Consider the following 448-nt stretch of genomic DNA (forward strand, 5'->3'; position numbering starts at 1 on the left):
TTTCAATGCGTATTTGTCGGCCGTGCAGCACTCTGACTGTAGCATTCAACTGCGTTTCCAGCGCCGCCAGGTTATTCTGCGCCTGGTTATTCCCCAGATTCATCACCATTTGCTGCCCGCGAAGCGCGCTCAGCCGCAGTTCCTTCATCTGGTTATAATATTCCAGATCGATATCGATAAGCCTGTCGAGAGCGTTTTCTGCCGCTTTACCCTGATGACTCTCCATTAAATCATAAATGCTTGCCTGCGTGGCACCTGCCGAGGTGGCGGCATTGCTGGCCTGACCGCGCGCCATTTCGGCACCGTCGGCGGTAGCCTCCACCAGTTTTTGGCTGAGCTGTTTCTGTTGATCGCGTAGTCTCAGACGTTCACCAACCATTTCTCCCTGATGGCTTAATGTCTGTGCGATCCCTTTCTCCTGCTGTTCAATAGCTGTGGTGTCAATACC

Annotated in this window: 1 pseudogene; it reads right to left on the bottom strand. The window is 52.9% G+C overall.

Features of this window, described 5'->3' with window-relative positions:
* Window positions 1-448 (bottom strand): annotated as a pseudogene (locus ACU8YC_RS27595) (TMAO reductase system sensor histidine kinase/response regulator TorS); the annotation flags it as partial.

It is taken from the genome of Citrobacter sp. VF227, from assembly GCF_052950715.1.